Source organism: Campylobacter concisus, assembly GCF_902460715.1.
Taxonomy (GTDB): Bacteria; Campylobacterota; Campylobacteria; order Campylobacterales; family Campylobacteraceae; genus Campylobacter_A; species Campylobacter_A concisus_AK.
Genome location: NZ_CABPUX010000002.1, coordinates 579,329 through 606,208 on the forward strand (window position 1 = coordinate 579,329; position 26,880 = coordinate 606,208).

Annotated in this window: 26 protein-coding genes; 7 read left to right on the forward strand and 19 right to left on the reverse strand. The window is 35.9% G+C overall.

Annotated elements, in window-relative coordinates; translation table 11 throughout:
- Nucleotides 1-25: 25 nt before the first annotated feature.
- Entirely contained in the window at nt 26-2,140 is a 2,115-nt protein-coding gene (topA, locus tag F3G91_RS08735; RefSeq protein ID WP_149701303.1) for a type I DNA topoisomerase, read from the reverse strand.
- A 202-nt stretch (nt 2,141-2,342) separates the two neighbouring features.
- On the opposite strand from topA, the gene F3G91_RS08740 reads away from it, so the two are divergent.
- Nucleotides 2,343-3,836 carry a flagellin B gene (locus tag F3G91_RS08740; RefSeq protein ID WP_149701304.1) on the forward strand — a complete coding sequence of 498 codons (1,494 nt, stop codon included), beginning with the start codon at nt 2,343-2,345 and terminating at the stop codon, nt 3,834-3,836.
- 267 nt (nt 3,837-4,103) lie between these two features.
- On the opposite strand, the gene F3G91_RS08745 is transcribed toward F3G91_RS08740, so the two are convergent.
- Together F3G91_RS08745 and pseI are read right to left on the reverse strand one after the other, a co-directional pair.
- The gene (locus F3G91_RS08745; protein WP_149701305.1) at nt 4,104-6,122 is read right to left on the reverse strand and encodes a motility associated factor glycosyltransferase family protein; all 2,019 of its coding nucleotides are present in this window, start codon (nt 6,120-6,122) and stop codon (nt 4,104-4,106) included.
- Nucleotides 6,119-7,150 (reverse strand): pseudaminic acid synthase, encoded by a 1,032-nt coding sequence (gene pseI, locus F3G91_RS08750; RefSeq protein ID WP_149701306.1) that lies wholly within the window; start codon nt 7,148-7,150, stop codon nt 6,119-6,121. Before pseI ends, F3G91_RS08745 begins: the two co-directional genes overlap by 4 nt.
- A gap of 84 nt (nt 7,151-7,234) precedes the next feature.
- On the opposite strand from pseI, the gene pseF reads away from it, so the two are divergent.
- Together pseF and F3G91_RS08760 are read left to right on the forward strand one after the other, a co-directional pair.
- Nucleotides 7,235-7,945: a pseudaminic acid cytidylyltransferase gene (gene pseF / locus F3G91_RS08755; protein WP_149701307.1), complete on the forward strand. Its 711-nt coding sequence runs from the start codon at nt 7,235-7,237 to the stop codon at nt 7,943-7,945.
- The gene (locus F3G91_RS08760) at nt 7,942-8,496 is read left to right on the forward strand and encodes a hypothetical protein (RefSeq protein ID WP_149701308.1); all 555 of its coding nucleotides are present in this window, start codon (nt 7,942-7,944) and stop codon (nt 8,494-8,496) included. The genes pseF and F3G91_RS08760 overlap by 4 nt, the downstream gene beginning before the upstream one ends.
- 21 nt (nt 8,497-8,517) lie before the next feature.
- Here the strand turns inward: F3G91_RS08760 and F3G91_RS08765 are convergent, their stop codons facing one another.
- The 7 genes from F3G91_RS08765 to F3G91_RS08795 all read right to left on the reverse strand — a co-directional run bounded on the left by F3G91_RS08765 (nt 8,518) and on the right by F3G91_RS08795 (nt 13,442).
- Nucleotides 8,518-9,507 carry a 3-oxoacyl-[acyl-carrier-protein] synthase III C-terminal domain-containing protein gene (locus tag F3G91_RS08765; RefSeq protein WP_188116821.1) on the reverse strand — a complete coding sequence of 330 codons (990 nt, stop codon included), beginning with the start codon at nt 9,505-9,507 and terminating at the stop codon, nt 8,518-8,520.
- Nucleotides 9,508-9,584: 77 nt separating this feature from the next.
- Nucleotides 9,585-9,821, reverse strand: a complete 237-nt coding sequence (locus F3G91_RS08770) for an acyl carrier protein (protein WP_149701310.1) — start codon at nt 9,819-9,821, stop codon at nt 9,585-9,587.
- Between the two features lie 8 nt (nt 9,822-9,829).
- Nucleotides 9,830-10,672: an AAC(3) family N-acetyltransferase gene (locus F3G91_RS08775; protein WP_149701311.1), complete on the reverse strand. Its 843-nt coding sequence runs from the start codon at nt 10,670-10,672 to the stop codon at nt 9,830-9,832.
- Entirely contained in the window at nt 10,672-11,415 is a 744-nt protein-coding gene (locus F3G91_RS08780; RefSeq protein ID WP_149701312.1) for an SDR family oxidoreductase, read from the reverse strand. Before F3G91_RS08780 ends, F3G91_RS08775 begins: the two co-directional genes overlap by 1 nt.
- A complete protein-coding gene (locus F3G91_RS08785; protein WP_188116822.1) occupies nt 11,412-12,134 on the reverse strand; it encodes an SDR family oxidoreductase in 723 nt (240 codons plus the stop codon). The genes F3G91_RS08780 and F3G91_RS08785 overlap by 4 nt, the downstream gene beginning before the upstream one ends.
- Entirely contained in the window at nt 12,115-13,224 is a 1,110-nt protein-coding gene (locus F3G91_RS08790; protein ID WP_149701314.1) for a ketoacyl-ACP synthase III, read from the reverse strand. The genes F3G91_RS08785 and F3G91_RS08790 overlap by 20 nt, the downstream gene beginning before the upstream one ends.
- The gene (locus tag F3G91_RS08795) at nt 13,224-13,442 is read right to left on the reverse strand and encodes an acyl carrier protein (RefSeq protein ID WP_149701315.1); all 219 of its coding nucleotides are present in this window, start codon (nt 13,440-13,442) and stop codon (nt 13,224-13,226) included. The genes F3G91_RS08790 and F3G91_RS08795 overlap by 1 nt, the downstream gene beginning before the upstream one ends.
- 90 nt (nt 13,443-13,532) lie before the next feature.
- On the opposite strand from F3G91_RS08795, the gene F3G91_RS08800 reads away from it, so the two are divergent.
- Nucleotides 13,533-15,032 carry an amino acid adenylation domain-containing protein gene (locus F3G91_RS08800; RefSeq protein ID WP_149701316.1) on the forward strand — a complete coding sequence of 500 codons (1,500 nt, stop codon included), beginning with the start codon at nt 13,533-13,535 and terminating at the stop codon, nt 15,030-15,032.
- 2 nt (nt 15,033-15,034) lie between these two features.
- Entirely contained in the window at nt 15,035-16,306 is a 1,272-nt protein-coding gene (locus F3G91_RS08805) for an FkbM family methyltransferase (protein ID WP_149701317.1), read from the forward strand.
- 28 nt (nt 16,307-16,334) lie between these two features.
- On the opposite strand, the gene F3G91_RS08810 is transcribed toward F3G91_RS08805, so the two are convergent.
- The 8 genes from F3G91_RS08810 to dcd all read right to left on the reverse strand — a co-directional run bounded on the left by F3G91_RS08810 (nt 16,335) and on the right by dcd (nt 23,891).
- Complete coding sequence (locus F3G91_RS08810; RefSeq protein ID WP_149701318.1) at nt 16,335-17,675, reverse strand: ANL family adenylate-forming protein; 1,341 nt, start codon at nt 17,673-17,675, stop codon at nt 16,335-16,337.
- Nucleotides 17,675-18,376 (reverse strand): SDR family NAD(P)-dependent oxidoreductase, encoded by a 702-nt coding sequence (locus tag F3G91_RS08815; protein ID WP_149701319.1) that lies wholly within the window; start codon nt 18,374-18,376, stop codon nt 17,675-17,677. Before F3G91_RS08815 ends, F3G91_RS08810 begins: the two co-directional genes overlap by 1 nt.
- A gap of 1 nt (nt 18,377) precedes the next feature.
- Entirely contained in the window at nt 18,378-18,671 is a 294-nt protein-coding gene (locus F3G91_RS08820) for a hypothetical protein (RefSeq protein WP_103638830.1), read from the reverse strand.
- Between the two features lie 3 nt (nt 18,672-18,674).
- Nucleotides 18,675-20,057 (reverse strand): MBL fold metallo-hydrolase, encoded by a 1,383-nt coding sequence (locus tag F3G91_RS08825; protein WP_149701320.1) that lies wholly within the window; start codon nt 20,055-20,057, stop codon nt 18,675-18,677.
- Entirely contained in the window at nt 20,050-21,000 is a 951-nt protein-coding gene (locus F3G91_RS08830) for a hypothetical protein (protein WP_149701321.1), read from the reverse strand. Before F3G91_RS08830 ends, F3G91_RS08825 begins: the two co-directional genes overlap by 8 nt.
- A gap of 15 nt (nt 21,001-21,015) precedes the next feature.
- Nucleotides 21,016-22,122: a UDP-4-amino-4,6-dideoxy-N-acetyl-beta-L-altrosamine transaminase gene (gene pseC, locus F3G91_RS08835; RefSeq protein ID WP_149701322.1), complete on the reverse strand. Its 1,107-nt coding sequence runs from the start codon at nt 22,120-22,122 to the stop codon at nt 21,016-21,018.
- A complete protein-coding gene (gene pseB / locus F3G91_RS08840; protein WP_009295416.1) occupies nt 22,119-23,114 on the reverse strand; it encodes a UDP-N-acetylglucosamine 4,6-dehydratase (inverting) in 996 nt (331 codons plus the stop codon). Before pseB ends, pseC begins: the two co-directional genes overlap by 4 nt.
- Nucleotides 23,115-23,330: 216 nt before the next feature.
- Complete coding sequence (gene dcd, locus F3G91_RS08845) at nt 23,331-23,891, reverse strand: dCTP deaminase (protein WP_002939953.1); 561 nt, start codon at nt 23,889-23,891, stop codon at nt 23,331-23,333.
- 123 nt (nt 23,892-24,014) lie between these two features.
- Between dcd and F3G91_RS08850 the strand changes: the two genes are divergently transcribed.
- Together F3G91_RS08850 and F3G91_RS08855 are read left to right on the forward strand one after the other, a co-directional pair.
- Entirely contained in the window at nt 24,015-24,857 is an 843-nt protein-coding gene (locus F3G91_RS08850) for a DUF3737 family protein (protein ID WP_149701323.1), read from the forward strand.
- Between the two features lie 147 nt (nt 24,858-25,004).
- The gene (locus F3G91_RS08855) at nt 25,005-25,601 is read left to right on the forward strand and encodes an effector protein (RefSeq protein WP_149701324.1); all 597 of its coding nucleotides are present in this window, start codon (nt 25,005-25,007) and stop codon (nt 25,599-25,601) included.
- Nucleotides 25,602-25,603: 2 nt separating this feature from the next.
- On the opposite strand, the gene F3G91_RS08860 is transcribed toward F3G91_RS08855, so the two are convergent.
- Nucleotides 25,604-26,752 (reverse strand): hypothetical protein, encoded by a 1,149-nt coding sequence (locus F3G91_RS08860; protein WP_149701325.1) that lies wholly within the window; start codon nt 26,750-26,752, stop codon nt 25,604-25,606.
- Between the last annotated feature and the right edge of the window lie 128 nt (nt 26,753-26,880).

Consider the following 26,880-nt stretch of genomic DNA (forward strand, 5'->3'; position numbering starts at 1 on the left):
AAGGGCTTAAATTTGGCTAGAAGTTTTAATTTTCAGAGATAAGTGTCTTTTTCTTGCACTTTGTGCACTCTATAAATGTGCCTTTTTTTAGCTCTTTTTTGATCATATCGCCACCGCACTCATCGCATTTTTGCGCGACTGGCTCGTAGTTTGAGATGAAATCGCATTTTGGATAGTTGGCACATCCATAAAATTTGCCACGCCTGCTAAATCTCTCGACGATCTCGCCACCACATTTTGGACATGGCACGTCAAGCTTTTTAAGCTCACGTTTTGGCTTAGCAGCCGTTGTAGAGCCAGTTTCTGCGCTTTTTTCATTATCTTTTGCGACGTTTCTTGAGTATTTGCATTTTGGGAAATTTGAGCAAGCGATAAATTCGCCATATCTGCCCTTTCTAAGCACTAGCTCGCTTCCGCACTCTGGGCATTTTTCTCCGATCGGAGTGGCTGTTTTTAGGCTTTTTATGCCAGTTTTGCCAGCACTAATTTTTTCCATAAATGGATAGTAAAAGTCGCTTAGCACCTTTTGCCAGTCAGCCTTGTCAAGCGCGATCTCATCGAGCTTTTCTTCAAGATGTGAGGTAAATTCGCTATCGACGATGTTGCTAAAATGCTCCTCCAAAACGCCTATCATGCTAAATGCGATCTCGTTTGGTATGAGCTGCTTTTTCTCGATCCTCACGTAATCTCTTGATGTTAGCAGCGAGATGGTCGGTGCGTAGGTGCTTGGGCGGCCAATTCCTAGGCTTTCTAGCTTTTTAACAAGGCCAGCTTCAGAGTACCTAGCTGGTGGCTCGGTGAAGTTTTGCGTGCTTTTTATGCTCTGCAGGCTCATCTCGTCGCCCTTTTTTAAATTTGGCAAAATTTTATCCTTATCAAGCTCGCCATAAACCTTGTAAAAGCCGTCAAATAGCACTTTTCTGCCGCTTATCTTAAACTCGCCTTTTTCGCTTGCGACATAGACGTTTTGCGTTTGGCTTACACATGCGCTCATTTGGCAGGCTAAAAATCTATTGTAGATGAGCGTATAAAGTTTGAGCGCATCTTTTTCTAAAAATTTAGCGGCGATTTGCGGTGTGAAGTTTAAATTTGTAGGGCGGATCGCCTCATGGGCTTCTTGCGCACCTTTTGAGCTTGTCGTGTAGCTGATCGCTTTGGCCGGCAAGTACTCTTTGCCGTAGTTTTGAAGGATGTGCTCTCTAGCGGCTGTGACGGCCTCTTTGGCTAAATTTAAGCTATCCGTTCTCATATATGTGATCGCACCCATGAAACCCTCGTTTGTTTGCACGCCCTCATAGAGGCTTTGCGCGATCATCATCGTTTTTTTAGGGCTAAAACCAAGGCGGTTGCTCGCACTTTGCTGAAGTGTTGAAGTCATAAATGGCGGGCTTGGCTGGATCTTTCTATCCTTGCTCTCGATCTCACGGACGCTAAATTTCTCATTTTGTAAATTTTCAATGATATATTTTGCGCGGTCTGGATTTTGGATGGTTAGCTTTTCGATCTTTTGGTTTTCAAATTTAACTAGCTCGGCGTCTAGATCTTTTTTAAAAACGGTGTCAATAGTGTAGTATTGAACTGGTTTAAATGCCTGAATTTCACGCTCGCGATCGACTATTATCTTTAGCGCCGCACTTTGCACACGGCCAGCGCTTAGTCCTTTTTGTATCTTTAAATTTAAAAGCGGGCTTAGCTTGTAGCCAACTATGCGGTCTAGCAAACGCCTTGTTTGCTGGGCATTAACGCTATTCATATCGACGTGTCTTGGGCTTTTTAGAGCGTTTTGTATGGCACTTTTGGTGATCTCGTGAAAGACGATGCGAGGCAGGCTGGTTGGCTCTTTGCCGATGGCATTTGCGATGTGAAACGCGATCGCCTCACCCTCTCTATCCTCATCGGTCGCGAGATAAATTTCATCAGCACCCTTAGCAAGCTCTTTTATCTCTTTTACGATGGCGGAGTGATCGCTGCTGATGCGGTATTCTGGGGTAAATTTATCATCTTCTATCTTGATGCCAAAGCTCGTTTTTGGCAGGTCTCTGATATGACCTTTTGAGGCGATGACGTTGTAGCTTTTATCTAAGAAATTTTTTATAGTCTTTGCTTTTGCGGGAGATTCCACGATGATTAAGCTTTTCATTTATATATAGCCTTTAAATTTTTTGGCGTAATTGTAGCAGAAATATTTTTTTAGAGTGTAACGTGTGAAAAATTTTTTAGATGGCGAGTAATTTTTATTTTTGTAAAAAATTTTTATGCATAGCTCTAAACTTTTTTAAAAACCGATCGATATAGTTTTCGTGCGACATGAAGTCGTAACTTAAAACATAAAAGGATTTACAATGAGTTTTCGTATTAACACAAACGTAAACGCACTTAACACACACGCTAACGCAGTTAGCAACAACGTTGACCTATCTAAGTCACTTAACAAACTTAGTTCTGGTCTTAGAATTCAAACAGCTGCAGATGACGCTTCAGGTCTATCTATCGCAGATAGCTTAAGAAGCCAGGCTTCAGCTCTAGGTCAAGCTATTGCAAATGGTAATGATGCTATTGGTATCATTCAAGTTGCCGACAAAGCTATGGACGAGCAGTTAAAAATTCTTGATACTATCAAGACTAAAGCTACTCAATCAGCTCAAGACGGCCAAACAACTCAATCACGCCAAGCATTGCAGGCCGATGTCGTTCGTCTAATGGAAGAGCTTGACAATATCGGTAACACTACTTCATTTAATGGTCAGCAACTACTAAACGGAACATTCTCTAATAAAGAGTTCCAAATAGGTGCTTACTCAAACCAAACTGTTAAAGCAAGTATTGGTGCGACTACATCTGACAAGATCGGTCTTACACGTTTTGAGAGTTCAAAACTACTTACAGCTATGGGCGAAATAAAACTTAAATTCCTTAACGTCGATGGCGTAAATGATGTAGGCGTTACATCTGCTGTTATCTCAACTGGTATTGGTAAAGGCCTTGGTGCATTAGCAGAAAACATCAACAAAGTTGCTGATAAAACTGGTGTTAGAGCTACAGCTGACGTTACATGGAAGGCTGGCAAAGCAATTGAAGGTGGTCTAATTAAGTCTTTAACAATCAACGGCGTTAAAATAGGCGACCTAGATGTTAAGAAAAATGACTCAAATGGCGCACTAGTAAATGCTATCAACTCTGTTAAAGATCAAACTGGCGTTGAGGCTTCAGTTGATGCTGAAACAGGCGAAATGGTGCTAACAAGCCGTGATGGACGTGCCATTGTTGCAACTGGTGGAGATATTGAAAAAGGCCTTGGAGGCAAAGGCAATAACATAACAAAAGGATTTGTTGGTAGACTAAACCTTGTTCGTCTTGATGGTAGGGATATTAAGCTATCAGCAACAGCTGCCTTCAAGCTTGATACAGCATTCTCTACTGATGGTGGTGCTCAACAATCTGTTTCTCTTAGAGATGTAAGAGGACAAATAGACGCTAAACTAGCTGATGCTATGGGCTTCCAAAGAATGAGTAAGGGCCTCGATAAAAATCAATCTGCAGGTGTTATGACACTTCGCGGTGCGATGGCTGTTATGAGTATCGCTGAGTCAGCTCAAAAAACACTTGATCAAGTTCGTTCAGACCTTGGTTCAGTTCAAAACCAACTTCAAGCTACAGTTAACAACATAACTGTAACTCAAGTTAACGTAAAATCAGCAGAATCACAAATCAGGGACGTAGATTTTGCTAGCGAGTCTGCTAACTTCTCAAAACATAACATCCTAGCTCAATCAGGTGCTTATGCTATGAGTCAAGCAAACAGCGTACAGCAAAACGTAATGAAACTTCTACAATAACGTAGCTAGTTAAATTAAGTTTTAAATAGGGCTTTGTTGCAGTAGCAAAGCCCTAATGTGTTAATGCTTTTACAATACGCAAACCCCCAGCCCCAAAGCTAGTCTTTGGGGTTTTACAATAAATAAAATAACCAAAATATAGATTTGTTTGTTGATCGTTTTAAATTTAGATGTGATTTAAAGGATTTGTCGTGTTTAATTTATATAGATACTGCAAAAAAATAATATAAGTGCAAGTAAAAATTAAATTTTTACTTGCAAATTTATCTATATACTTAGCGTAAAATTCTCTTTTACACTTCCTATCTCATTTTTAGTTATTAACTTTCTCTTTTTAAGCTCAGTTACAAGTGCTTTTGAAGCCTTTTTAGTAACTTCTATATCGGCATTTAGACCGCCCGCTGCAGAGAACATCCAGTACTTATGCATTTCAACCCACATAAGAAGTTTGTTGACTTTTTGTAGTGTCGTATCACTTGGTGCAACAGAGATTTTAGCTAGCTCAAGCTCTTGATAATAAACTGAAATTTGTATAACATTTTCTATATATTTTTGATAACTTTTTTTTGCAATTATGTCTTTAAGCTTATCTATTTTTTTAGTTATTTTAAGAAGCTCATTAAAATGCTTTTCGGTTATTTTATTTTCATTGTCGAGTTTGAGCAACTTATCTATGCTAGGCACTACATCCAAAAAGACTTTTTCTATTTGATGTTTTACTTGGCTTTGGATTTTTACCTTTGTCTTTATTACTTCATAGGCTTTTAGTAAATTCTTATTTATAGTAGTTTCACTATCTTTTCTAATGTTAGGTAGTGTCTTTGCCTTTTTGTCTTTGCAAAGCTCCCCCATAACATCTAAAAATGATCTTTCTATGGTTCCTTCTATCCTAGCGCCGCCTTCTGTGCAATTATAAGACTTGATGCTTTCCAAACTTGATTGAGCAATGTCATTTTCAAACTGATTCTTAAACAATGTCCAAACATATGTTGTTCTAACCTCTCCAACTCCTCCATAAGCCTTAACAAATATATTCTCATCAGCTTGCGCAAAAGCATGTCCAGTAGCATGGCTCTTGCCATCTGGTGCAAAAGCTAAGTCTTGTCCTATAAAAACAATATTTTTGTGACCTAAAACATACGCTAATTGATATGCCATATTGGCACAACTGTGCCCAATGCCCAAATATCCATATCTTTTCATACCAAACATTTGCTCTTCTTGCTGAGGTCTCATAGTTAATACCAGCCTTCTTGGCAATATGTTTTTTATAGTTTGCTTGTGTGTAACAGAAGCTACAACAAAATATATATTTTTATCAATATTTGGATGCACTTTTTCAAAAAAAGTTGAAGTTGGCAATACTCTTTCCATAGACATTACATAATCAGGAGCTATATCATGTTTTGCTAATATAGGATAAGAAGCATCAACACTTATAACTGTAACATATGGTGCGAATTTTTTAAGTGTATTAAGTTGTTTATCAAGGCTCGGACCAGTTGAGACTATAATAGCCGTATCCATAAGACCATATCTTTTTTTAACAAGGCTTGTATAACAGTAGTTTTTAATCATATATGCTAAATTTTCGCAGTTTTGTCTCGTGCCAAGCAAAAGATCATCAATACTATTGCCATGAGAAACAGCTATCTGAGAAAATGCTCTTGTGATCTCTTTGTTTATCCTTACATAGTCTTCTTCAAACTGGTCATAAAAAGGGGTATGAACTTTAAGGTCGTAAGTCTTTGCGTATGAATTTAGCTTAGCCTCTGTTACCATATAATAAAAATGCGTATAAGTTGCAAATTTTGAGTAAAAAAGTATTATCTGTCCGCTTGTTAGCTCACTTGATAGATCAATGACGTTTAAAACAAGATATATAATTTCGATCTCTGGCTCAACGACTACAATTTTTTGATGAGTTTCATTTTTTGCTAGAGCTTTATAAAGTATGCCATTGCCAAGACCATAAAAAAATAGCATCGGATAACGCTTATAGCCCTTTTCAGTATCTTCAAGTAGTTTTAGGATATCGGCAGCTGGATTATCATATATATATTTAAAAGTATGTTTGTTTATTAAATTTATATCAATAGGGTCTTTTCCCATAAAGATTTCATAATCTTTATTACCAACAATAGACCAAAGCCTAGCTGCTAGAATTTCATCTTGTTGAAAAAGTGCTTGAAGGTTTTTTTGAAATATTGGATTTTGAACTTTTGCTCCGCCATTATCAGATAATTTAGTTTTATCACCAATTTGGTTACTATTTTTTTTACTCATTTTAAATCCTCTATCGTTAATCTTGCAGCAAACTTTATATCTCTTTTTGCTTTTTTACCTAGTAATTCATGTTTAAATTTCGGATGCAACCCAAAAAAAGGTCGAATACTCCTTACATTTTTCTCACTAAAAATTTCACCTTTTTTTATATCTGCGCTTGCATAAAGTGAGCGAGCACCATATCGATTTAATGCTGCTTTTTGATCTAGCTCATAGGTCACACTTCCTAGTAGTTTTTCAGTATCTCTTACGGCATCTGCCATCTGTCTAAATTCCATCTCGTCAAGACTAAATGCCTCATCTACACTTTTTACTTCTTTGTTTAGGATAAAGTGCTTTTCAACTATCCTTGCACCTAGGCTAACGGCTACAACTGGCGCTACAATCCCTAAAGTATGATCTGAAAAACCGGGGGTAACATTAAATTTAGCCTTCATATCTGCAATAGTGCGTAAATTCATATCTTCAAGTGGTGCTGGATAGCTTGATGTGCATTTTAAAAGAGCGACATCTTCATTGCCACAATCTCTACAAATTTTTACCACATCATAAATTTCTTCTTCTGTGGCTATACCAGTAGAGATAATAACTGGCTTACCTTTTTTGGCTATATGCTCTACAAAATCATAATCCGTCACTTCAAAACTAGCGATCTTATATGCTGGTGGATTAAATTGCTCTAGAAAATTTGCATCATCTTTACAAAATGGACTAGAAAAACAAATAAGCCCTTCTTCTTTTGCCGCTTGAAAAAGTTTTTCATGCCACTCTCTCGGAGTTAGAGCTTCTTCATAAAGGCTATATAGGTCATAGCCGTCCCAAAGTCCGCCTTTTATCACAAAGTCATCATTTTTTGAATTTAAAGTAAGACTATCAGCGGTATAGGTTTGTAGCTTTATCGCATCTGCTCCAGCCCTTTTTGCGGCCTTAATAGTCTCAATAGCAAGCTCTAGGCTACCAGAATGGTTTGCTGAAAGTTCGGCGATTAAAAAGACACTTTTATCGGTATCAAAATTTGCTATTTTCATATATTTTACTCCGTAATTTTAGTTTGATTTTATCATAAAATTTTACTTGCTAGGCTATAATCAGCCAAAAACATAAGGTAAAAAATGCAAGAAAAAACGATAGCCATTATCCCAGCACGTGGTGGCAGCAAAAGGATACCTAGAAAAAACATCAAACCATTTTTTGGAAAACCCATGATCGCATATAGCATCGAGGCTGCGATCAACGCAAAGCTTTTTGATGAGATCATCGTTTCAACAGATGATGATGAGATAGCAGACATCGCACAAAAGTTTGGCGCAAGTGTCCCTTTTATGCGTCCAAAAGAGCTAAGCGATGACTTTACTACAACAGGCGCTGTCATAGAGCACGCCATAAATTTTTTAAAAAATCGTGGCGAGAAAATAAAATTTGTTTGCACCATTTACGCTACTGCTCCGCTAATCAACGAAAAATACCTAAGGATAGGGTTTGAAAAGCTATCTAACTCAAATGCAAAATACGCTTTTTCTTGCACATCTATGCCTTTTCCTATCTGGAGGACATTTAAAATTACAGATAACGGCAGATGCGAGATGTTTTGGAAAGAAAATTTTGCCAAGAGAAGTCAAGACCTAGAAGAGGCTTACCAAGACGCAGGACAATTTTATTGGGCAAATTTAGACATCTCATCAAGTGATGATGTTTTTTTTGGACAAGATAGTGTGCCTATCGTTTTACCACGTCATTTGGTGCAGGATATAGATACATTGGATGACTGGCAAAGGGCTGAATTTTTGTATGAGGCACTGCAAAGATCAAAAGGTAAAAAATGAGAAAAAAAGAGCTAAGGATCACAAATTTCTTAAATTTATCTCATGAAAAATATATGAAAATTTTAGATTATCGCAATCAAGAATTCGTTAGAGTTGTTTCAAATTCGACTGAGCTTATAACTACCAAGCAGCACAACGACTATCATAAACTTCTAGAGAAAAGGGATATCTTTTTTGCCTTTTTAATAACATGTGACGACAAAGACTATGCCGTAATAAATTTTAAAAAACTTGAAGACGGGTCATTTTATGTCGGATACTATTTAGTAGATGAGCTATATAAATTTGAAGGTGGCGGAGTAGTGCTTCATAACTGTATGATGTTTATATGCTGGAAGCTTGGGATAAAAATTATATCTTATGATATAAAGATCGAAAATAGCAGAGTGTTTAGAGTTGGATATGGCGGAAAGACCATATCATCAAGCCAAAATGGCGATTCATATCACTATATTACAGAATTATTTGAGTTTGATAATGACATTGTAAAAAATACAAAATCAAGAAAACTTTTTGATAAGCTTTACGAGATAAAAGAGATACAGATATAAAATTTAAAAAGTAGATGGTTTTTAAAATTTCGTTACAACCATCTCGCAAAAATCAAATTTGCCAAGCTCCATTACTATGCCCGCATAGTTTAATCCTGCACCAAATCCAGCTAGCATACAAAGACGTTTTTCTCCCAAAAGCTCATCCTTTGCATTGTGCGCCATACACACAGGGATGGTTGAGCTATTTGAGTTACCATAAAAAGTAACAACATTACTTGGAACCTTTTGGCTTGAAACTCCTAGCTTTTGCGCTAGTTTATCTACCATAAATTTATTTGGCTGATGAAAGAAATAATATGCCATTTCATCTTTATCTTTTTTTGAAAATTCCAAGGTTTCATTTATATATTTTGGTACATCTTGCATAACGTATTGAAATACCGCTTGCCCATCCATATGGATGCACTCTAAACAATCACAATCACCATATTTAGAGCTTGCAAATTTTGCCCTCTCTTCGTCGGTAACACGCCTATAGCCCATTGATGGAAAGATAAGAGCATCATAGCCTTCTGTATTTACTACAGAGTGAAAATAAGCAGGAGAGTTATCGCCATCGTTTTCTACTATAGTAATGCATACTGCATCACCTGCTAAGGGATAACTACTTGTATTACTTCTATCTGGATTTTTGCACAAAACATCGCCAGTTATCAATACAACTTTTTTAGCATCATCATTATTTAAGAGCATAAAAGCCTCAAATAAACCATTTACAAAACCGGCACATTGTTGATTTGTATCCATACAAAAGGTTTCACTATTTAAATTTGCTGAAGCCATTATCAAATTTGAGGTAGATGGCATCAAGAAGTCAGGCGTTATGGTTGCAACAATAATTGCTGAGATCTCATCTCTTTTTAATAAACCATTCTCAAAAAGATAATTTAGCCCATAAGTTGCTATTTGAGATATATAAGAATCATCTTTAAAAAACCTATGGCGATCATAACCCATAGTATTTTTAAGCTTTAAATTTTGTTTTTCAGAGAGTGAGTTAAATTTCATATCCTCTTCAAAAGTAAATTCATTTTCTGGTAACAAAACCAGCATACCTGAAATTTTTTTACCATAAAATTTGGTTTTCATTGGACTTTAGCACCACTTTTAATAAGTAGATCTTTTATGGCATTTATACTGCTGAAGTTTTCTGGCAATATATCACCACCATCTATTTTTATATTAAATTTCTCCTCCAAATCAGTCACTAAAGTAAGAACATCAAAACTATCTAACATACCCGCTTCAATAAAATCTTTATCTTCCAAAAAATCATATTCAGGTCTAATATCTACTAAAATTTCTCTTATTTTATCTTGCATTTTTATCCTTATTTTACGCTTACTACACCACCATAAGAGTAGCTTTTGCCAAGTGGATACAAATCATAAGGTCTTTTAAGAAATACATTTATATCTTCCTTTAGCCAACCCATTGCCTCATCAAACGAACTCTTACCTTTTATTAACATTAGCTCTTTTTCACCTAGCGGCGACCTTTTTAAGATATTTTTAGCTTCTAGTCTATCTTGCAACTTCATATCTATGTAAGGTATTACAGTATCATAAAGGGTACAAAGCTTGTATGTATCGTTTGATTTTATACCATTTTCATCTATTGTTTCACCACTAAAATCTCTATCATACCTGTAAGGTACACCGTATATTGACTCAATATAGTGAAAAAAAGTAAAACACTCAGTAGGCTTCGCGCCAAAAAACAAAAACATATTTTCGTCGCTTTGTGCCATTATCTCAAATGCACTCCCTTTACCACATGAAAATTTTGAGATATTTTTTAATTCACTAGGCACTTCACCTATGACACAAACAGACATTAGTGGATCTTTTGTTCTAAACGCCCCATTTTGACATCTAGCATATTCGTTTAGCATTCCCATTGGTGTTTTTGAATTTTTTATATCATAAATTTCACGGTTACAAAAACTAAACGTATATGTTGGAAAAATGAGCGTTCTTACGCCCAGTGCTAGAATACTTGCATAAAGCTTTGCGATAAAATCTTTTCTTTTTAAAATCGGTTTGCCAAATCCGATATCAGTATGAATATAAAGTATTTTAGCTTTATTGGCACCTAAATTTTTCATGGCGTTTGTTACATCATCAAGGGTATAAACTTGTCCTTTAAGATCTGAAAATAGTTCTATACTCATTAAAAATAGCCTCCGTCCATAAAATAATTTTCACCAATTATATATCTTGCACTATCACTTAACAAAAATATTGTCATATTTGCTACCTCATCAGCAGATAAAATTTTAAAACTATCTGGTAGTATTTGTATTTCATCTCTAAGCATGCGATAAGCGTCGGTTTCTTTTACCATCTTAGTCATTACAGCGCCAGTTATTATGGTATTTAACCTAAAATTTCTCTTAGATAATTCATTGCTGATTGATTTTGCTGCAACATTGAAAGCCCCTTTGCTAACAATATAAGGAAGTTGTCCTTTAGTAGCGGTTTTAGTTAAAACAGACGATATAAATACTGCACTTATATTATCATTTGAATTTTGTTTTTTTAAAATTTGCTTTATTAGCTCAATAAAAGAATAGGCATTTATTTTAAAAGCTTTTTCAAATATTTCGTAGTCTAAAACTTTAATAGGGTAAATTGCTGGTACGCCTGCAGCATGAACTAAGCCGTCAAACTTTACACCGTCAACTAAAGCGTTTTTAACGAAGCTTGTGATATCATCTATGTTTTGCAGGTCATATGCAAATGCCCTATGCGCTGATGGGTTAGCCATTAAATTCAAACTCTCACTTAATCTAGCTTCATCGCGCCCAACTAGCACCACAATTGCTCCAAGTTCGCTTAGCTGTATAGCTATTTGCCTGCCTATGCCAGAGCTTGCACCAGTTACTAAAATTTTTTTGTTTTTAAAATTCATCATACCAGATAGCCTCTAACATCAAAATGCCTGCCATAAACGCCACTTGACGCATCACTTAGTAAAAAAGCTATCTGCTGGGCTAAAATTTTAGGGTCTATCGGACCAGTTTGCATCATAGCAACTAGTTCTTTTTCTCGCTCACTAAGTTGCTTATCGCTTTGCACTATAGCTGGTCGTATGGAATTTATTCTTATGCCTTTATAGTAAATTTCTTTTGCGATCGCAGACATGCTATTATCCATCGCTGCTTTTGATGCGCCATAGGCTATTTGTCCTTTATCAGCCCCTAGCGATGCATAGTTTGAAACTGCTACTATGCTACTATTTGGATTATAAACTTCTTCGCCAATAAAAGCCTTAATCACCTCAATAAAAGCAAAGAAATTTACCATCATAACATCTTGTAAAAGTTCTAACGAGGTATCCATTAAAGATGCGGTTAAATTTTTATCTACAGCATAAACCAGCCCATCTAGCTTTAGGTCATCAACACTAACAACTTTTTTTATAAAATTTTTTATTTGATCTACTTGTCTTACATCAAAAACTACTTTATGATGTTGCCGTTTGTCTAAATTCGATAAAACTTTATCTAAAACAAGCTCGTCTTTATCGCTTATTACAACCTTTGCGCCTAGTTCATTTAAAATTTCAGCCGCTGCACCACCTATAGCACCACAGCCAATTATTAGTATTTTTTTATTTTTTAGATTTATCATTGGCTTCAAGCACTTTTGATCTACCCTCATCCCATGTGATACCTGTTTGGATGATAGGCAAAATATCTTTTGGATTGATATATGCATCTGCAACACCTAGCGATAAACCGACGCCAAAACCAGACATTATAACCTTAACACTTTCATCTTTATCTTTATTGCCGTAGTAGTCGCACATAGCATTAGGAACGCTAGCCGATGAAGTATTAGCATATCTTTCGAGACTTAAGCGCAACTTATCTTGTGCTTTTATTTTTTTAGCTATCATGTCGATCATAGACTTATTGGCTTGGTGCAACAAAACAGAGTCATAATCATCTATAGATGCTTGAAATTTTTCAAAAAAAGACTTAAATAACTTTGGAACCTTGGTTATACTAAAAGAAACTACAGCTAGCCCATCCATATGCAAGGAGAAATCAAATTTTGGATGTCCCGCATATGCATATCTAGTTCCATAGCAAGCCCCTATAGCCTTAAATCCTTCTCCCATAGTTTGCAAAGCAAATCTTATGCCCTCATTTCCTTCATCATATTCGATCAAAGTCGCACTTCCACAGTCTCCAAAAAGAAGATCGTTTAAGTCACCAAATACACTAGGCATATTTTCGCGTATTCCAAATACAACACTAGGTTCAGTTACTTCTCCTGCTAGTAATATAACCTTTTTTAAATATCCGCTTTGTAGCATCGATGCCGCCGTATGTAAGCCATAGATATAACCAGAGCAACCTAAATTTATGTCATAAGCTATGCACTCTTGAGAGAGCCCTAGTCTATATTGCAAAGTTATTGCCGTAGCTGGCACATTGTAATCAGGGCTTTGCGTCACTAAGATAAGAGCGTCTATCTCATCTCTTGATATATTTTTTTTTCTTATTATCTCTTCAGCTGCAGCAAAACAGAGATCAGACGTTATAGTCTTATTGTTTTTACTATAAAATTTTTGCTTAATGCCAGTATCACTTACAAATCTATCCACTCTCTCTTTATCAAATCTTTGATAAAAGTCATCTATCGTAAGCTTATCTTCTGGCACAGCACAACAAACTGCTGAAATCTTTACATTTTTTATATGATCAAAAGCCATTATTTCATACTATCTAATATATCTTGAACAGTTTTAAAATTTCTTACATCATTTGGATTTGCTGTTACACCAAAATGTTCATCCATCATTACGACATAAGAGATGGCTGCTAAAGAGTCCCACTCTTCAAGCTCTTCAAGCTTCGTCTCTGGGGTAAAATCACCAACTTCAAGTTCTAAAAGCTCAGCAACAAGTTCCATCTTTGCTTTTGTATCCATCTTAAATTCTCCTTAAAAGTTTTAGTTTGATTTTAACTAAGATATAATAAAATTAAACTAAAATTTTAACCACTACAAATAAGGCAGAAAATGCAAAGAAACATACTCTCCTACTTACAAAACTCGGCTTTAAAATTTCCTCTCAAAACGGCGATAAAAGATGAAAAAGAAAGTATAAATTTTAGTGAGCTAAATTTTCAAGCAAAGGCGATAGCTGCACATTTGCAAAGCTTAAATATAGTTAGAAATAGACCTATTGGCGTTTTTTTGCCAAAAAGCATAAAAGCTATAAAGTCTTTTTTGGGAATACTTTATAACGGTTGTTTTTATGTGCCACTAGATGTCAAAAATCCTATGCCTAGGCTTGAAGCGATCATAAAGAATTTAAAGCTTGAGTTTATTGTTACCGATACAAAACACGCAGAAATTTTAAAAAATTTAAACGTAAATTTAATAATCTTTGATGAGATAGACCTAAGCGCCAAAGATAAATTTGATACAACAAATTATGAAAATACGATCGATACTGATCCAATTTATATCTTAAATACTTCAGGCTCAACAGGCGTTCCAAAGGGCGTAACGTTGCCACATAGATCAATTATAGATTATATTGATTGGATCGTAAAAGAGTATAAATTAGACGAGAATTTAATCATAGCAAATCAATCTCCACTTGTTTTTGATATTTCAACATCAGATATTTATGTAACTATGGCTGTCGGTGCGACGCTTATTTTGGTTGGCGAGCAGTTATTTACCTTTCCTATTAAATTAGTCGAGTTTTTGGAGTCTCAAAACGTAAATTTTATATTTTGGGTTCCTTCGATACTTTCAAATATAGCAAAACTAGATCTTTTAAAAGGCAGAAAGCTTTGCATAAAAACAATAATTTGCGGCGGCGAACTAATGCCAACAAAGCATCTAATGTATTGGCAAAAGTATTTACCAGATGCTGTGTGCGTAAATACAGGTGGAGCCACGGAAGTAGGCGTGGTTTGCACCTATTATAATGTAGATAGAGAATTTAGCGATACAGAGATACTGCCTATCGGAAAACCTTGCCAAAATACGGAAGTGTTGATTTTAGACGAAAACGACAAGCTAATAACACAAAAAAATGTTGTCGGAGAATTTTGCATAAAAGGTAGTAGCTTAGCACTAGGTTATTATAATGACCCAGCAAAAACTGCTAGTGCTTTTACACAAAATCCTTTAAACCTAGAATACCCCGAGCAAATTTATCGCACTGGCGATCTAGCCTACTATAATGATCTAGGCGAGCTAATGTATAAAGGACGTAAAGATTTTCAAATCAAACATATGGGATACCGCATAGAACTTGGCGAGATAGAGACAGCTGCACTATCTCTTAATGGCATAGATAGTGCATGCGCATTATATGATGATGCTATTATATTAATTTACACTTCACAATTTGCTATTTCACAAAAGGAAATCTTGCTATATTTAGGCAAGATTTTACCAAAATATATGCTACCAACACGACTTATAGCACTTGAGGAAATGCCATTAAATGTAAATGGAAAGATAGATAGAAATAAATTAAAAAATTTAATAAAGGAGTGAAAATGAACATAAAAGATGCCGATTTTAAAGGACTAGTTGATGCGCTTTTTGGGACGCAAGATGGTGAGTTTAACCATATTTATGAAAAAGAGAAGATTAAACGATTTAAAGAGCTTTGTAAAAATAAAAAGCTCATAGTTCTTGGCACTGGTTATTATCTCAAAGTGCTTCCTAAATTTTTAAAGCTAACATACGATGTAGATATATATGGCGTATATGATTGGGTAGCAGAGAGAGAAAGTGGTAATGGGATTTTTGCAAATTGTAAAGACTATAACTACATAGATTTACAAAGATATAATAAATACAAAGATAAAGCAAAGTTATTATCAAAAGAGGAATTTTATAAAGATCCAGAGAATACAGTTATTTTTATAAATAGTGAAGTATTTGCTCATATGCCACATATCCTTTATGATGATGGTTTTAAGCACTATTACAGCATGAGAAGTCTTGGCAAAAACCTAATATCAGATAGTGCTATGAATAAAGAAACACTAAACGACTTTAAAGAATACGATCTTAACGAACTAAATCACGTCTTTACCACTCCAGAAATTTCACGTCTTGTTACACTTTATAATCTACTTAGTGATGAAAAATCAAAAGAAGTTTATAAGGCTGCATTAAAATTTAAGCTTACCGAAGACTATCACTATCTTTTAGATGTAAAAGATGATCTTAAAAAACAATACTTTGATGAGGTAGTTAAATTTAGTGATGAAGAAGTTTTTGTTGATTGTGGTGGTTATACTGGAGATACGATAGAGGCTTTTATAAAAGCCGTAAATGGTAAATTTAAGCAAATTTATAGTTTTGAGCCAGATGGCAAAAACTATAAAATTTTGACTGAATATATAAATACACTTGAACAAAAAGATAAGATAAAAGCCATAGATGCTGGAGTTTATTATAAAACTAAAAGTTTTTATATAAGAAGCAACGATGCATTCTCTACATTGCAAGAAAGCGCAGATGGTGGCGAGGGTAAAGAGGTCAAAGTGGCTGCCATAAGTGACATAATAGATCAAGCTCCAACTTATATAAAAATGGACGTTCAAACTTTTGAAACATACGCACTACTTGGTGTTATGGATGATATTATCAAACATAAACCAAAACTTGCCATTTGTATCTATCATAAATTTAGCGACCTTTGGGATCTGCCTTTATTACTAAAACTATGGGTTCCAGAGTATGAACTTTTTATGCGTCATTACGACTGCACACAAGAAGAAACTGTTATTTACGCGCTGCCAAAGGGCTCAAAGTAATTTCTCAAGCTAAGCGGACAAAATCCGCTTAGCTTTTTATCCTGCTTTTTTTAAATCTCTCCGTAAATTCAGTTTTTTGCACGACATTAACCCTTGTTGGGATTTTAAAACTATCTAGCTTATCCTTACAAAATTTTCTAACTAAAATTTTAAAACCATCAGCTTCAACGCCACTTTTTAAAACTACATCACAAGAGACACTTTGCCCAGTGATCGCATTTTGCTCGCCATAAACTAAGCAATCCTCGATCTCATCCATGCCAAGTAACACAGACTCAACCTCGCTAGGTAAAACTTTTTGTCCTCCTACGTTTATGATCTCTTTATTCCTGCCAATTATCTTTATAAAGCCTTCATTATCAAGCTCTACCAAGTCACCAGTTTTAAACCAGCCATCATTAGTGAAGCTCTCCATTGATCTATTTAGATAGCCCAAAATTTGCGTTTTACTTCTTAGCCACAGCTCATTATCTACGATCTTATACTCTAAATTTTCATCGTCTATTTTCATAAAAGTAGAGCTAGAAGACTTTGATGATGTTGCTGCTATGCCTGTTTCGCTTGTGCCAAAAGTTTGTAAAAATCTCACTTTTGAAAAGACCGCTTTAAGTCTGCCTAAAAGCCCTTCGGGCATAGTCTCAGTGCCATAAGTTATCATCCTAAGCGAGCTTAGATCATATTTTTCATAAGATCTATTTATAAGGATTAAATTTAAAAATGTCGGACTAGAAGGCAACACAGCTATCTTATACTCTTCTATTAGCTGGCAAATGTCATCAGCATTTCTATTTTGCGGTATTATCATCGTTGCATTCATAGATAAGATGTTTAACATAGTATTTATGCCACCGATATGGTCAAACATCAAAAAGACTAGCATATTTATCTGCTTTTGCTTTTTATCCCCATAACTATCCACCAAAGTGTCCAAATTATGTATCATTGCCTTAGGAGCACCTGTGCTACCACTTGAAAATAGTATCAAGCCAGCACATTTTGAAGTTTGTAAGTCATTTATGATTTTATGACTTGCTTCACTTTTTATATTTGTAATTACTAAATTTTCATTTTCTAAATTTATTATCTTTGTGCTAAATGACTCTTTTACCTTTCCATCTATCTCTTTTTTTGATGTTGAAGTTATGGGTGCGATTATATTTTTATTCTCGTAAAGCGCAAAAAATAGCGCAATGCTAACAAATGAATAATCTGCCAAAATGGCAACCACTTCGCCACTTTTTATCTTATCTTTTATAAAATTCTCTATCTCTTTTATCTTTATATATAGTTCATTGTAGCTATACCTCTTGCCGTTATAAATTATTGCTATTTGTGCATTATCTTTAAATTTATCAACCATATTATTCATTAGCCATTAACTCCGCCTAGATACAAAATCTGTCCAGTTATAAATTCGCTCTTTTCATCTATGTAAAAATCAATCACATTTTTTATATCTTCAAAATTCCCAAGTCTCTTTATCGCTTGTTTTTCTAACAATGCATCAATCTTATCTTGCGGCACAGCTTTGATGAGATCAGTTTTTACAGGAGTTGGTCCGATGGCATTGACTGTAATATTAAATGGCGCAAGCTCTTTTGAGAGAGTTTGAGTTAAATTTTCTATTGCACTTTTACTAGCAGCATAGATCGCTTCGCCTTCTAGTCTTAACGCACTAGCCACAGTTGTATAATTTACAATGCGGCCAAATTTTTGCCTCATCATAATCTTTCCTACTTCTCTACTAAATAAAAATGTACCAAATAAATTTGTAGAAAATACCTTTTTCACGCTTTCAAAAGAGGTAGTTAGAAAATGGTTCATTGAAGCTATACCTGCGTTATTTATAAGTATATCTATCTTATTAAACTCTGTTTTTATCGCTCTTATCATATCGACAACTGCTCTCTCGTCACTCACATCAAGAACAAAATGCCTATAATTCTTATCTTTTATATCATTTTGACTTCTAGCACAACCGACAACCATATCGCCTTTTTGTAAGTAATATTTCGCTAGTTCAAGTCCAATACCCTTTGATGTGCCAGTTATAACTATTACTCTAGCCATTTTATTCTTCTAAGAGATTTTGTATATAGTTCGCTAGTGTTTCTACACTTCTAAAAGGTGATGTCTTTTGGCTCATAGCTCTTTCATCTGCTAAGACTATGCTTTTGTGAAAGTTTTTATAAATTTTATCTTCTAAATCGCCTATTACATAAACCAAGCCAAGACTATCTAATGCGCTAGAAGCACCATAAAGCCTAGTATTTATTGTTGGGTTTTCTAGCTCCTTACTTTCTAGCTCCTGGTTATATTCTTTTAACGTTTCAATAATTAAATTTTGTATAACTTCTAAACTCATCCATTATCCTTTTTTTATAAAAATATAGTCTTTTAAACCGTCTGGTTTATACCCTAATGCTTGATTTAGCCTAATTGCTTCGCTATTTTCATCATGCATCCATGCATAAAAAACCTGGGCTTCTTGCATTTGCTCTGGAGCTGACGCCAAAGCATACCCAATAAGCCCATTTTGAAAATCTTGTCTAACACAATTTAGTCTAAAATAACAAATTTTTTGTTTGAGCTCATATATAGCCACGCCAGCTACTACATTTTCAAGCCTAACAACAAATACTGCCTGCTTTAATATTAGCTCCTTTAACTCATCAAAATTTGGTAAATAATCACTCAATGGATCAAACGTTTTATTAATAAGCTCCAAAATTTCATCTATATCATCTAAAGTTGCGTTTTGCACATTTTTAAAGCTTCTATTTTTTTTTGTTGATTTGTATCTAGAATAAATTTTATAAGCCTTAAAATCTATATCGTATAAAAAATCACTCTTAATCACTTCTGTTGAGACGATCTCGGCTATAATAGGTTCATTTATAAGCCTAAAAAAAGCATCTAAATTTTTTAAATCAGCCAAACTATCAACCAAATAATAAAATTTATAAAAACCATTATGTTTAATGAGTAAAAAGCAGTTATTGCCACGCACTAGAATTTGTGCTTCATTTATTATTTTATTAAATTCATCAAAACTAACAAAAAGATTTGTAAATTTCGGACGATTTTTAAAAATCTCAATCGCTCTTTGTATGGCATTTAGTTTATCACCCAAGATAAAGCTCTCGCCATGCCCAGCATAAACGCGCAAATCTGGATCTAGCGATTTAAAAAATGGTAGAGAAATTTCATCATATCTTGCTTTTGCTTTTGATCCACCTAAAAATGAGGTTTGTGTAGCTTCAAATAAACTATCTCCACAAAATAGCCATCTATCAACCCTTATGCAGCAGCTTCCCTCGGTGTGTCCTGGCGTATGAGTAAGTAAAAGCGTATGATCTTGCCACAAGAGTTCGTAACTTTCATCAAATTCTATATCAGCTTTTTGTGCATTAAACTCCACGATATTTTGTCTCTTTGCAACCTTCATAACATCATAGATCATATCGCTAAATCTCGATAAATTCTTGCTTGATGTTGTGATATTCTGGCTCGCCGTCCTTTGTGCGATCACCTTAGCGCCAAAATGATCCCTTAACTCATTTAGTGCGAATATATGGTCAAAATGCTCATGTGTGATAATGATATACTCAAGTCTTTTACCTTGCAAAGCTTCAGCTATCTGTTTAAAATCCCCTGGATCGATCACGATCGCACTATCTTTACTCATAAGAATATAAGAATTTACACCAAGATCACCACCTTTACAAATTTTAAGGCTGATTTCACTCATCTATAAATCCTTCTAAAACTTTTGTTATATTTGCTAGCGCATTGCCATCTATCTTGTGATAGGCATTTTGACAAATTTCATTAACTCTATCAATGTTTAAATTTAATAAATTTACATAGGCATCACTGATATTTCCTAAGTCATTCATCATCTTTAACTCGCCAAAACTCTTTACTACATAAGCAAGATACTCCCACCGTACCCCACAAACTGGCACTCCAAGCGTCATAGCCTCATATCCGCTCATGCCACCTAGAGTAAGAAGGATATCATGCTTTCTTAGTAACTCTATCAGATCAGCTGGGCTATCGATAAAGTCCAAATTTGTTTTTTTAACGCTTTTAATTCTTATTTTTCGCTCTTCACTCATGGCAGGGCCGAGCACAAGCGTATAGCGATGTTTGTCGTTTTCTTTAATAACATCTGCAAAATACTCACTAAACATCGCTGGATCAGAGCCACCAAAGGAGAGTAAAACATTTTCTAACTGCTTTTTTGGTATAAATTTCGTTCGGTTTTTTAAAACAGCCTCGCCAACTATATAATAATTAAACGAACGAAAAACTTTAAATTTGCCATGTGGTGCTGGATAGTTAAACTCATCAGCTATGATCAATGCATCGGGTTCAAAGCCATATTCAAGAGTGTTAAAACTCACTATCTTTTGTGCTCCAGTGCCCCTTACAAAATCGCTCAAGCTTTTATCGGCATCTAGCAAATCATTGATGTAAATTTTAGGTTTTAGTCTGGCTATCAACTCTTTTGAGTGCTTCAAACTTTCGCTTCTAAAAGCATTTTGACTAAACCTAGAAAATAACTTTTCATCACATTCAAAAATAGCTCTTACTTCATGCTCTTTAGCAAGAAATTTCACAAGTTCATAGCATCTAGCAAGATTGCCTATGCCTATCTTTTCATTTCCTCGTGCATGAATTACAATCATTTTTTAACTTTAAAATCAAACGTTGCTTAGCACGTCAAAAAGCGTGCTTGCAACAAATTTAGCACCATCCACGCTCATGCCATGGTGGCATGGGATGCTAAGCTCGGCGCTATAAAATTTCTCCGCATTTGGCAGTAAAATTTCGCCAAGTAGCGCTTTATAAAAGCTAAATTTATATGTTGGCTTATAATGCACCTGCACGCCAACGCCTTTTTGCAAAAGTGCTTCAAAAATTTGCTCTTTTTTATCCCAAAATTTCTCATCCAAAAGCACTGGATATAGGTGCCTTGAGCTAGTTGTATTTGCTGGGATTTTTATGGTTTTAAAATATTCACACCCGCTAAATTTCTCATCATAAAATTTAGCTATCTCATTTCTTTTAGCGATAAAGCCGTCCAGCCTTTTTAGCTGGCTAAGCCCCAAAGCGCAGGCTACGTCTGTGATCCTGTAGTTGTATCCAAGCAGGCTCATGTCGCTATCCCAAAGCTTTGTTTTGGTGATGCCGTGGCTTCTATATAGCCTTGCTAGTCTTGCTAGCTCATCGTCGTTTGTAGCAAGCGCGCCACCCTCAAGCGTGGTGATAGGCTTTACTGGGTGAAAGCTAAATATGCTAATATCAGCCCTAACGCCCACTTTTACGCCGTTTTGCACGCTACCAAGGGCATGAGAAGCGTCATCTATCACTTTTATGCCGTGCTTTTTGGCTAAATTTATGATCTTATCTAGCTCCACTGGATTGCCACCGTAATCAACCGCGGTTATCACCTTTGTCTTTGGAGTGATTAGAGCTGGAATTTTCTCTTCATCGATGTTGCCATTTGCTTTTACGTCGCAAAATTTAACCTGCGCTCCAGCCATCAAAGCTGCATTTGCAGTGGCTGCAAAGGTAATGGGCGTCGTGATCACTTCATCACCAGCCTTTACACCAAGGCTAAGATAGGCTACGTGAAGTGCCGAAGTGGCTGAGTTCATAGCTATCACGTGCTTTACGCCAACATACTTTGCCAGCTCCTCTTCAAATTTACTGACCTTTTGGCCACCTGTTAAGATGTCATCTTTTAAGGCATCTGTGACTGCCTTTATGTCCTCTTCTGTGATCTGCTGACGGCTGTAAGGGATCATTTAGCATCTCCTATCATCTCAAGAAGGCCTGCTCTATCGAGCCAAATTTTATTTGTATTTGAGCTATATTCAAAGTCCTCGCTCACTGGTTTGCCCTTTTGATGAAGAGCATTTGTCGAGAAGTCTTGGGCTGTTAAAAACTGGATAGACGGACTAATAACGTAGTAATCATCAAATTCGTATGTAAGATGCGCGTCGTCTCTTGAGATCATCATCTCATGCATCTTTTCGCCTGGGCGAATGCCTATGATCTTGACGCCAAGGTCTGGTGCAAGGGCTTTTGCGAGATCGACCATCGTCATTGACGGGATCTTTGGTATGAAAATTTCGCCGCCTTTCATCCTCTCAAAGTTTTTAAGGACGAAATTTACACCTTGTTCAAGCGTGATCCAAAACCTAGTCATCTTCTCATGCGTGATAGGAAGCTCTTTTTCTCCTTGCGCGATCAGCTTTTTAAAGAGCGGCACAACTGATCCGCGAGAACCAACGACATTTCCATATCTTACGACACTAAATCTTGTTTTTTTGTCTCCAACGATGTTATTTGCAGCGACAAAGAGCTTATCGCTGGCTAGCTTTGTAGCTCCATATAAATTTACAGGGTTGCACGCCTTGTCGGTTGAGAGCGCGATCACCTTGCTAACGCCACACTCCAAAGAGGCGTCGATGACGTTTTGAGCGCCATCTATGTTTGTTTTGATGCACTCCATTGGGTTGTATTCTGCGATTGGTACGTGTTTCATCGCAGCTGCGTGGATGACGTAGTCTATGCCGTTCATCGCAGTTCTTAAGCGCTTATAGTCCCTCACATCGCCGATGAAAAAACGCATCGCCTTGTCTTTAAACATTTGGGCCATTTCGTATTGTTTTAGCTCGTCGCGTGAGTAGATAACTAGCCTTTTTGGCTTATATTTTTTTAACAAAATTTCAGTGTATTTTTTACCAAAACTTCCTGTTCCGCCGGTGATCAATATCGATTTGTTGTTAAACATTTTGCGCCTTTTTGCTAGTCATTTTTTGATTTATAAATGGCTAATTTAAATTATTTTTTATAAATTTTTAAGCAAAAGCTGTGCCAAATTTAAAATTTGTTTATCAAAGCTTCGCTCTTTCTAGCTTCTATTTCGTCAAAATTTCGTTATTGTTTAGGGTTTTTATAAAAAGTGGGCGATAAATTTAGCCTTTGCAAAGTCGCAAAGGCATGAAAATTACTTCAAAATTCTAGGCAGCGTGATGCCTTCTTGGGCTTGGTATTTGCCGTTTTTATCAGCATATGTCACCTCGCAAGGCTCATCACCTTCGATAAATAGCACCTGCGCGATGCCCTCGTTTGCGTAGATCTTCGCAGGAAGTGGCGTCGTGTTTGAGATCTCTATCGTGATATGTCCCTTAAATCCAGGCTCAAAAGGTGTGACATTTACGATGATACCGCACCTTGCGTATGTGCTCTTGCCAAGGCAGATCGCTAGCACGTTATCAGGCATGTTAAAGTACTCGATCGTGCGCGCTAAAGCAAAAGAATTTGGCGGCACGATGCAGACATCGCCCTTAAAATCAACCACATTTTTCTCATCAAAATTCTTTGGATCAACGACGGTTCCGCCGATGTTTGTGAAAATTTTAAACTCATCGCCCACGCGGATATCATAGCCATAGCTAGAAACGCCGTAGCTAACGACGCCGCGACCCACTTGCTCCTCGGCAAATGGCACGATCATCTTCTTTTCAACCGACATTTTCCTTATCCAAGAGTCTGATTTTAAACCCATTTTTGCTCCTTTTTTGGGGCGATTATAACGCTTTGCGTCTTTAAAGTAAATTTAATGGCATTTTGCAATAAATTTTGAGAAAATCAGTATAATTTTGAAAGAAAAATTTAATAAAGGACAAAAATGCAAGAGAGAAACGCTGAAATTTTCACTGGAGAACGCGCGATGTTTGGGGTAAAGGGACTAAATTTTACTAACTGCATCTTTGAAGATGGCGAGTCGCCGCTAAAACACAGCTCAAATTTAAAGCTAAATGAGTGCGTTTTTGCCTACAAATATCCACTTTGGTACGCAAGCGACATCACGCTAAATGGCGGATACTTGGAGCCTCTAGCAAGGGCTGGCATGTGGTACAGCACAAATTTAAGCTTTAAAGACGTGGCCATAAATGCGCCAAAAAGCTTTAGAAAAAGCTCGCAAATTTCACTTGAAAATGTAAATTTCTCAGACGCTGCCGAGACACTTTGGGGATGTGCGGACGTGAAGATAAAAAGCCTCTTTGCAAAAGGGGATTACTTCGGGGCAAATAGTGAAAATTTAGAGGTTGATGGGCTAAGCTTAGACGGCAACTACTGCTTTGATAGCTGCAAAAACCTTCGCATTACAAACTCAAAACTCATCTCAAAAGACGCCTTTTGGAACTGCGAAAACGTGGTCGCTCAAAACTGCCTTATCTCGGGCGAATATCTAGCTTGGAACGCGAAAAATGTGACACTCATAAACTGCACGATAAAGAGCTTGCAAGCGCTTTGCTACGTAGAAAATTTGGTCGTGAAAGATTGCATTTTTATGGATACAAGCCTTGCTTTTGAGTATTCAAGCGTCGATGTGAGCACAAAAAGCTGCATAAAAAGTGTGAAAAATCCAAAAAGCGGCGTTATAAGAGCTGGCAAGATAGAGGAGATCATCATAGATGGCAGCTTAGTCGATGCAAGTAAGATAGAGATCATCACGGATGAAATTTGATTTGTTTTTAAAAAACATTTGCTACACAACTTAAATTTCTAAAGCCGAAATAGCTCGCTAATAAAAGATCTTACAAATTTCGTAAAATTTAATAAGCTTTATTGTTAAAAGTAGTAAAATAGTTACACTTTTTTGATCGGAAATGAAATGAAATTTAAAGATTTTAAAGAAAAAAACAGTAGCAACTATGACTTTTTCACAGCCGATGAGATGAGCTATAAAGAATTTGTACAACTAAGCTTTAAAGAGTTTTTAGCTAGCGATAATGACTCAAAATGGCAGCTTAATATAGATGATAAAAGGTTTAACTCATTTCCAAATTTCACCCAAAAACATCAAATTTGCATATCGAATTTAGACTATAAAGATAATGTTTTTCAGTTTAGAATTTGCTCTGAAAACAACGTATCAAGCCTTGGCTACCGCATGTTTACGAGCTTTGATAACGCTCATAAAGACTTTGTCACAGACGATATCAAGCACTCTGACGAAGTTATGATGAGCCTAAAGCTTGGCGAGCTTAAAGAGTTCCCCTGCATATCAAAATGTGGCTGGTGGATCAAAGATATCTGGCGAGACATGTATCCCATCTTGGACGAGACTAGCAGCGAGGACTTTGTGGCTGACATTATAAAAAATGAATTTACAAAAAAGATGACCGAGATAAACGAATGCCTAAAAAACGCTCAAGATAGCGGGAAGCTTGACGAGGTTATCGCCAAACTAAAAGACAAAATCAACTGAATTTAGAAATTTCCACCCACCGCACAAGAGCTAGCTGGATATGAAGTAAGTCCGTAGTCAGCTGACTCAACGTTATAAAAGTCTAAATTTGCGCTTCGCGAGATGATATACTCAAAGCCTTTTTGATTTAGTTCGATCAAAATTTCAAGCTCCGTATCTCTTTTACAAACTATGCTTTCAAAAAAGTGAGAGAAGAAAGAAATTTTGGCATTTTCTTTTTGCATTGAGTGATTTAGCATGAGCTCCATGTTGCTAAAAATTTTAAAGATAGTTTGATTTGTCTCAAATTTACCAAACCTCGCATAATAATTTTGCAAATTTGCATCATTTAGTACGATGTTTTTAGTGCAATTTTTTGTGATCTGTTCGTATATAAGACCGAAGAGCTCAATAGAGGCATTTTGATTATCCATCACTCTATTTTCGTGATTTGTGACTACTACAAAGCCATCTTTTATCTCGTACTTTTCATTTTTATAATAAAAGCTAACATTTGCCACCTCTTGCTCAAAGCGCTTCTTATAAGCAAAAGGCAAATAGTTTAAAACGCCCATTTTATCGATAATAGCTGAGCTTCTTACGCCACCATCTAGCTCGTGCTGCATGAAGTATCTTATGAAGCTGCCTTGCTCTATGTCAAAGCTGTTTAAATACTCGATCTTATCAAGATAGATGCATCGGTAGAGCTTTACAAATTCTGGGTTTAGCCTCAAATTTATCTCATCTTGTAGATCACCATATTTTTCAGTTTGATCTGCGTCTATAAATTCTATGATATTCATCTGCTTTTCGATCTTATCTTTTACAAAGATCGAAATTTTCACATCCTGCATCTCATAAAAGCACTTTATCGTATCTGTGGCACTTTTAGTAATATCTGTTTTAAATTTCTTAGCAAGCTCTGCTTTTTTAAGGGTGAGCGAAAAGTCGCCATTTTTTAGTTTATTTTGCGAGTACAAAAGATAGAGTAGCTGCTCATAGACCATGAGATGCGAGTAGGTTAAAAAGGTATTGTCCACCACGATGACGTAGTAGCAACGCGTTATAGAGTACCTTTTGTTGTTTTGCAAAAATTCATCATAAATTTTTAATTTGCTTGGGGATTTACATACCTTAAAAACATCATATGATTCCAAAAATATATTTTCCATTACTACCCCTTTTTTACCTTTGCAAAAATATTACATAACTATTCTTTAAGCTAATTTAAATTTACAAGCCAACTAATAAAAATAATTTTGTAAAAATTAATATTAATTTAATTAAATATAGCTTAATT

What these genes read in the sequence shown, in the direction of transcription:
- topA (WP_149701303.1), bottom strand. Translation starts at nt 2,140, where the DNA reads ATGAAAAGCTTAATCATCGTGGAATCTCCCGCAAAAGCAAAGACTATA.
- F3G91_RS08740 (WP_149701304.1), top strand. Translation starts at nt 2,343, where the DNA reads ATGAGTTTTCGTATTAACACAAACGTAAACGCACTTAACACACACGCT.
- F3G91_RS08745 (WP_149701305.1), bottom strand. Translation starts at nt 6,122, where the DNA reads ATGAGTAAAAAAAATAGTAACCAAATTGGTGATAAAACTAAATTATCT.
- pseI (WP_149701306.1), bottom strand. Translation starts at nt 7,150, where the DNA reads ATGAAAATAGCAAATTTTGATACCGATAAAAGTGTCTTTTTAATCGCC.
- pseF (WP_149701307.1), top strand. Translation starts at nt 7,235, where the DNA reads ATGCAAGAAAAAACGATAGCCATTATCCCAGCACGTGGTGGCAGCAAA.
- F3G91_RS08760 (WP_149701308.1), top strand. Translation starts at nt 7,942, where the DNA reads ATGAGAAAAAAAGAGCTAAGGATCACAAATTTCTTAAATTTATCTCAT.
- F3G91_RS08765 (WP_188116821.1), bottom strand. Translation starts at nt 9,507, where the DNA reads ATGAAATTTAACTCACTCTCTGAAAAACAAAATTTAAAGCTTAAAAAT.
- F3G91_RS08770 (WP_149701310.1), bottom strand. Translation starts at nt 9,821, where the DNA reads ATGCAAGATAAAATAAGAGAAATTTTAGTAGATATTAGACCTGAATAT.
- F3G91_RS08775 (WP_149701311.1), bottom strand. Translation starts at nt 10,672, where the DNA reads ATGAGTATAGAACTATTTTCAGATCTTAAAGGACAAGTTTATACCCTT.
- F3G91_RS08780 (WP_149701312.1), bottom strand. Translation starts at nt 11,415, where the DNA reads ATGATGAATTTTAAAAACAAAAAAATTTTAGTAACTGGTGCAAGCTCT.
- F3G91_RS08785 (WP_188116822.1), bottom strand. Translation starts at nt 12,134, where the DNA reads ATGATAAATCTAAAAAATAAAAAAATACTAATAATTGGCTGTGGTGCT.
- F3G91_RS08790 (WP_149701314.1), bottom strand. Translation starts at nt 13,224, where the DNA reads ATGGCTTTTGATCATATAAAAAATGTAAAGATTTCAGCAGTTTGTTGT.
- F3G91_RS08795 (WP_149701315.1), bottom strand. Translation starts at nt 13,442, where the DNA reads ATGGATACAAAAGCAAAGATGGAACTTGTTGCTGAGCTTTTAGAACTT.
- F3G91_RS08800 (WP_149701316.1), top strand. Translation starts at nt 13,533, where the DNA reads ATGCAAAGAAACATACTCTCCTACTTACAAAACTCGGCTTTAAAATTT.
- F3G91_RS08805 (WP_149701317.1), top strand. Translation starts at nt 15,035, where the DNA reads ATGAACATAAAAGATGCCGATTTTAAAGGACTAGTTGATGCGCTTTTT.
- F3G91_RS08810 (WP_149701318.1), bottom strand. Translation starts at nt 17,675, where the DNA reads ATGAATAATATGGTTGATAAATTTAAAGATAATGCACAAATAGCAATA.
- F3G91_RS08815 (WP_149701319.1), bottom strand. Translation starts at nt 18,376, where the DNA reads ATGGCTAGAGTAATAGTTATAACTGGCACATCAAAGGGTATTGGACTT.
- F3G91_RS08820 (WP_103638830.1), bottom strand. Translation starts at nt 18,671, where the DNA reads ATGAGTTTAGAAGTTATACAAAATTTAATTATTGAAACGTTAAAAGAA.
- F3G91_RS08825 (WP_149701320.1), bottom strand. Translation starts at nt 20,057, where the DNA reads ATGAGTGAAATCAGCCTTAAAATTTGTAAAGGTGGTGATCTTGGTGTA.
- F3G91_RS08830 (WP_149701321.1), bottom strand. Translation starts at nt 21,000, where the DNA reads ATGATTGTAATTCATGCACGAGGAAATGAAAAGATAGGCATAGGCAAT.
- pseC (WP_149701322.1), bottom strand. Translation starts at nt 22,122, where the DNA reads ATGATCCCTTACAGCCGTCAGCAGATCACAGAAGAGGACATAAAGGCA.
- pseB (WP_009295416.1), bottom strand. Translation starts at nt 23,114, where the DNA reads ATGTTTAACAACAAATCGATATTGATCACCGGCGGAACAGGAAGTTTT.
- dcd (WP_002939953.1), bottom strand. Translation starts at nt 23,891, where the DNA reads ATGGGTTTAAAATCAGACTCTTGGATAAGGAAAATGTCGGTTGAAAAG.
- F3G91_RS08850 (WP_149701323.1), top strand. Translation starts at nt 24,015, where the DNA reads ATGCAAGAGAGAAACGCTGAAATTTTCACTGGAGAACGCGCGATGTTT.
- F3G91_RS08855 (WP_149701324.1), top strand. Translation starts at nt 25,005, where the DNA reads ATGAAATTTAAAGATTTTAAAGAAAAAAACAGTAGCAACTATGACTTT.
- F3G91_RS08860 (WP_149701325.1), bottom strand. Translation starts at nt 26,752, where the DNA reads ATGGAAAATATATTTTTGGAATCATATGATGTTTTTAAGGTATGTAAA.